The 4,945-nt window shown below is 71.9% G+C and carries 6 protein-coding genes and 1 pseudogene; 6 read left to right on the top strand and 1 reads right to left on the bottom strand.

Translation table 11 applies throughout. From position 1 onward, the window contains the following. Position 1 precedes the first annotated feature (1 nt). Genes AC1D15_RS17895 through soxA form a run of 6 tightly spaced genes read left to right on the top strand, consistent with a single transcriptional unit; the run spans position 2 to position 4,589 of the window. Positions 2–442, top strand: a complete 441-nt coding sequence (locus tag AC1D15_RS17895; protein ID WP_477827043.1) for a (2Fe-2S)-binding protein — start codon at positions 2–4, stop codon at positions 440–442. Then, the gene (locus AC1D15_RS17890; RefSeq protein WP_477827042.1) at positions 439–2,640 is read left to right on the top strand and encodes a xanthine dehydrogenase family protein molybdopterin-binding subunit; all 2,202 of its coding nucleotides are present in this window, start codon (positions 439–441) and stop codon (positions 2,638–2,640) included. Before AC1D15_RS17895 ends, AC1D15_RS17890 begins: the two co-directional genes overlap by 4 nt. 35 nt (positions 2,641–2,675) lie before the next feature. After that, a complete protein-coding gene (gene soxX, locus AC1D15_RS17885) occupies positions 2,676–3,056 on the top strand; it encodes a sulfur oxidation c-type cytochrome SoxX (RefSeq protein WP_477827041.1) in 381 nt (126 codons plus the stop codon). Next, the gene (locus AC1D15_RS17880; RefSeq protein WP_477827040.1) at positions 3,053–3,502 is read left to right on the top strand and encodes a SoxY-related AACIE arm protein; all 450 of its coding nucleotides are present in this window, start codon (positions 3,053–3,055) and stop codon (positions 3,500–3,502) included. Before soxX ends, AC1D15_RS17880 begins: the two co-directional genes overlap by 4 nt. Before the next feature lie 7 nt (positions 3,503–3,509). Continuing rightward, positions 3,510–3,830 (top strand): thiosulfate oxidation carrier complex protein SoxZ, encoded by a 321-nt coding sequence (soxZ, locus tag AC1D15_RS17875; RefSeq protein ID WP_477827039.1) that lies wholly within the window; start codon positions 3,510–3,512, stop codon positions 3,828–3,830. Positions 3,831–3,833: 3 nt separating this feature from the next. Continuing rightward, positions 3,834–4,589, top strand: coding sequence for a sulfur oxidation c-type cytochrome SoxA (soxA, locus tag AC1D15_RS17870; RefSeq protein WP_477827038.1), 756 nt, complete (start codon positions 3,834–3,836; stop codon positions 4,587–4,589). 4 nt (positions 4,590–4,593) lie between these two features. On the opposite strand, the pseudogene AC1D15_RS17865 reads toward soxA, so the two are convergent. After that, positions 4,594–4,945 (bottom strand): annotated as a pseudogene (locus AC1D15_RS17865) (MFS transporter); the annotation flags it as partial.

The raw sequence follows: 4,945 nt of genomic DNA, 5'->3' as shown, positions 1-4,945 counted from the left end.
GCTGTGGGTGCTGCGCGAGCAGCTGGAGCTGACCGGCACCAAGTACGGCTGCGGCATCGCGCAGTGCGGGGCCTGCACGGTGCACCTCGACGGCGTGCCCACGCGCAGCTGCGTGCGGCCGGCCTCGACGGTGGGGCCGGAGGAGAAGATCGTGACGATCGAGGGCCTGTCGGCGAACGCCTCGCACCCGATCCAGAAGGCCTGGGCCGCGCTCGACGTGCCGCAGTGCGGCTACTGCCAGTCCGGGATGATCATGGCGGCCGCCGCGCTGCTGAAGGCCAAGCCGAGGCCGACCGATGCCGACATCGACGACGCGATGACCAACATCTGCCGCTGCGGCACCTACAACCGGGTGCGCGCGGCGATCAAGGCAGCAGCGCATGGCGGCGATCCGAAGCAGGCGGGCCTGAACATCGTGCACATCGACGGGGGCAAGGCATGAACGCGCCGGTGCTGTCGCGGCGCGGTTTCCTGGCTGGTTCGGCGGCGACCGGCCTGGTCGTCGCATTCCACATCCCGTTCGCCGACGAGGCTGCTGCGCAGGCCGCGACGCCCGCTGCCGCCACGCCGGAGATCAACGCCTGGGTCGTCGTGCAACCCGACGAGACGGTCGTGATCCGCATCGCCCGCTCGGAGATGGGCCAGGGCTCGCTGACCGGCCTCGCGCAGCTGGTGGCCGAGGAGCTCGACTGCGACTGGTCGCGCGTGAAGACCGAGTACCCGACGCCCGGCCAGAGCCTGGCGCGCAAGCGCGTCTGGGGCAACTTCTCGACCGGCGGCAGCCGCGGCATCCGCGAATCGCACGACTACGTGCGCAAGGGCGGTGCGATCGCCCGCACGATGCTCGTGCAGGCCGCCGCCGACGGCTGGCAGGTGCCGGCGGCGCAGTGCCAGGTCGACAAGGGCGTGATCACGCATGCGGCGAGCGGCCGCAAGACCACCTACGGCAAGGTCGCGCTGGCAGCCGCGCAGCTCACGCCGCCCACCGACGTGGCGCTGAAGGACCCGAAGGACTGGAAGCTCGCCGGCAAGCGCCTCGCGCGGCTGGACACGCGCGGCAAGCTCGACGGCTCGCAGGTCTACGGCTCCGACCTGAAGCTGCCCGGCATGCTGAACGCGGCGATCCGCGACTGCCCGGTGTTCGGCGGCAAGCTCGCGAGCTTCGATGCGGCGGCCATCGCGAACCGGCCCGGCGTGAAGAAGGTGCTGCGCGTCGGTGACAGCGCGGTGGCCGTCGTCGCCGACACCTGGTGGCGCGCGAAGTCCGCACTCGAGGCGCTGCCGGTGGTGTGGGACGAAGGCCCGAACGCGAAGATCGGCAGCGCCGAGATCGCCGCGACGCTGAAGGCCGGCCTCGATGCGCCGGAGGCGGCGGTCGGCAATTCGAACGGCGATGCGCGGGCCGCGCTGGCCTCGGCCGCGCGCGTCGTCGAGGCGGTCTACAGCTACCCGTTCCAGAACCACGCGACGATGGAGACGATGAACGCGACCGCGAAGTTCACGCCCGCGTCCGACGGCATGCCGGCGCGCTGCGAGGTCTGGACGCCGACGCAGAACGGCGAGGCGGCGCACGCGGCGGCGGTCGAGGCGTCCGGCCTGCCGGCCGCGCAGTGCGAGGTCTACAAGCTGCTGCTCGGCGGCGGCTTCGGCCGGCGCGGCGCGGTGCACGACTGGGTGCACCAGGCGGTCGCGATCGCGAAGGAAATGCCCGGCACGCCGGTCAAGCTGATCTGGTCGCGCGAGGAGGACATGACGCACGGCCGCTACCACCCGATCACGCAGTGCAAGCTGCGCGCCGGCTTCGATGCGGCCGGCAACCTGACGGCGCTGCACATGCGGATCTCCGGGCAGTCGATCCTGGCCGGCGTGTTCCCGCAGAACATCCGCGACGGCAAGGACCCGGTGGTGTTCCAGGGCCTGAACGCGCCCGGCCCCGAGGCGTCGATCGGCTACAGCGTGCCGAACCTGCTGATCGACCATGCGATGCGCAACCCGCACGTGCCGCCGGGTTTCTGGCGCGGCGTGAACCTGAACCAGAACACGATCTACCTCGAGTGCTTCATTGACGAGCTCGCGCTGGCGGCCAGGCAGGACCCGCTCGCGTTCCGCCGCAAGCTGATGAGCCAGCATCCGAAGCACCTGGCGGTGCTGAACGCGGCGGCCGAACGCGCCGGCTGGGGCAAGCCGGCGCCGAAGGGCGTGTTCCGCGGGATCGCGCAGACGATGGGCTTCGGCAGCTACGTTGCCGCGGTGGCCGAGGTGTCGGTCGACAAGGACGGCAAGCTGAAGGTGCACCGCATCGTCRCGGCCACCGACCCCGGGCACGCCGTCAACCCGCAGCAGATCGAGGCGCAGGTCGAGGGATCGTTCGTCTACGGGCTGTCGGCCGCGCTGTACGGCGGCTGCACCGTGAAGGACGGGCGAATCGAGCAGACCAACTTCGACACCTACCCGGTGCTGCATCTCGACGAGATGCCCAAGGTGGAGACGGTGGTGATGCCGTCGGGGGGCTTCTGGGGCGGGGTCGGCGAGCCGACGATCGCGGTCGCGGCGCCGGCGCTGCTGAACGCGATCTTCGCGGCCACCGGGCAGCGCATCCGCGAGCTGCCGTTGAAGAACCACTCGCTGAAGAAGGCCTGATGCGGGCGATGGCGATGGGCTCAGTGGCGGCAGTGATGGTGGCATGTGCATCGCCGGTGCCGCGCGATGCGCTGCCGCAGCCGCTGACGCCGGTGCCCGGCGACGCGGCGCGCGGGCGTGCGATCGTCGCGAGCCGGCAGGCGGGCCTGTGCCTGCTGTGCCACCCGGCGCCGATCCCCGAGGAGCGCTTCCAGGGCAACCTCGCCCCCGACCTGGCCGGTGCCGGCGCGCGCTGGTCGGCCGCGCAGCTGCGGTTGCGCGTCGTCGATGCGCGCCGGCTGAACCCGCAGACGATCATGCCGCCGTACCACGACATCGGCGGCCTGCAGCGTGTCGGCGCGGCATGGCAGGGGCGGYCGGTGCTCGATGCGCAGCAGGTCGAGGACGTCGTGGCCTGGCTGGTGACGCTGCAGTGAACACCGCACTGCAGCGCCGCGAACTGTTGCAGTTCGGCCTCGCCGCCGGCGGCCTGCTGCTGGTGCGGCCGGCGCGCGCGACCAGCTTCGAGATGCAGTCGGCGATTGCGGACTATGCGTCCGGCGCACCGGTGAAGCCGGGCAAGGTGAAGTTCGACATCCCGCCGCTGGTCGAGAACGGCAACGGCGTGCCGATCACCCTCAGCGTCGACAGCCCGATGACGGCGGCCGAGCACGTCACCGGCATCGCGGTGTTCAACGAGCGCAATCCGCAGCGCGACGTGGTGCGCTTCACGCTGGGGCCGCGCGCCGGCCGCGCAGTGGTGTCGACGCGGATCCGGCTCGCGACCTCGCAGCAGCTGGTGGCGGTGGCGCGGCTGAGCGACGGCACGTTCTGGTCGCAGGGCGTCGACGTGCTGGTCACGCTGGCCGCCTGCCTGGAGTGAACGCGCGATGGCCCGCACGCTGATCACCGCACCGGCCACCGCGAAGCGCGGCGAGGTGATCGAGCTGCGCACCCTGATCGCGCACCCGATGGAGACCGGTTTCCGGCCGGGCGCCGACGGCCTGCTGCTGCCGCGCAACCTGATCACGCGCTTCAGCTGCCGCTACAACGACGAGCTGGTGTTCAGCGCCGACCTGCATGCGGCGATGGCGGCCAACCCGTACATCGCGTTCTTCACCACCGCGACCGTGAGCGGCACGCTGAGCTTCCGCTGGGAGGGCGACCACGGCTTCTCCCAGACCGAGACGGTGGCGATCAGCGTGAGCTGAGCGATGCGGCGCGCGCTGGGGCTGGTCCTGCTGGTGGTGACGATGGCGTCCGCGCAGGAGATGCGCCGCTCGGGCTTCGACGACATGAGCCCGTCGACGCAGGCGATGCAGCGCGACGATGCGCAGAACCCGGCGATGCTGTGGGTCCAGGACGGCGCGGCGCTGTGGGCGCGTGCGCCGTCGCCATCGGCCTCGGCCTGCGCGGGCTGCCACGGCGACGCGCGCGCATCGATGCGTGGCGTGGCGGCGCGCTACCCGGCGTATGACGAGGCCCTCGCGCGGCCGATCGACCTGGCGATGCGCATCAACCGGTGCCGCGAGACGCGACAGGGCGCGTCGCGGCTCGCACCCGACAACCAGGAACTGCTCGGGCTCGAAAGCTACATCGCGCTGCAGTCGCGTGGGGTGCCGATCGAGCCGCCTGCCGATGCGCGGCTGCTGCCGTGGCGCGAGCGCGGCGAGGCGCTGTACCGCGAACGCATCGGCCAGCTGAACCTGTCGTGCGCGCAATGCCATGACGAGCGGGCAGGCCAGCGACTGGGCGGCGGCCTGATCCCGCAGGGCCATGCGAACGGCTACCCGCTGTACCGACTCGAATGGCAGGGCGTCGGGTCGCTGCTGCGGCGCATCCGCAACTGCATGACCGGCGTGCGTGCGCAGCCGCTGCCGGCGGAATCGCCGGAGTTCACCGCGCTCGCGCTCTACCTGGCGTGGCGCGACCGCGGGATGGCGATGGAGTCGCCCGCGGTGCGCCCCTGATCGCTCAGCGCGCCGTGTTGCGCAGTGACGCGACCAACGCGATCAGCGCCATCACGACCAGCAGCCCGCCGTAGCCGAGCGTCGTGGCGTGCAGGCCGAACAGGCCGGTGCCGAGGCCGGCGATGATGGCCGGCACGCTGAACGCCAGGTAGCTCAGTGCGAAGAAGCCTGCCATCAGCCCGGCGCGCTCGTGCGGCGCCGCCAGCGGCACCAGGCTGCGCACCGCGCCGTTGAAGCCGGCGCCGAAGCCGAGTCCGGCCACCAGCGTGCCGCCGAAGAACGCGAGGCCCGAGCCGGCATGCACGCCGATCAGCGTCGACGACAGGCCGATCACCAGCGCCAGCGCGCTGCCGGCC

It is taken from the genome of Rhizobacter sp. P2_H2 (genome assembly GCF_056403375.1).
Note: the sequence above shows the minus strand (reverse complement) of the source record. Positions and strands in the feature narration are given on the sequence as shown.

Coding starts and splice junctions, on each gene's coding strand:
- soxZ (WP_477827039.1), top strand. CDS start 3,510: ATGGCCCGCACGCTGATCACCGCACCGGCCACCGCGAAGCGCGGCGAG.
- soxA (WP_477827038.1), top strand. CDS start 3,834: ATGCGGCGCGCGCTGGGGCTGGTCCTGCTGGTGGTGACGATGGCGTCC.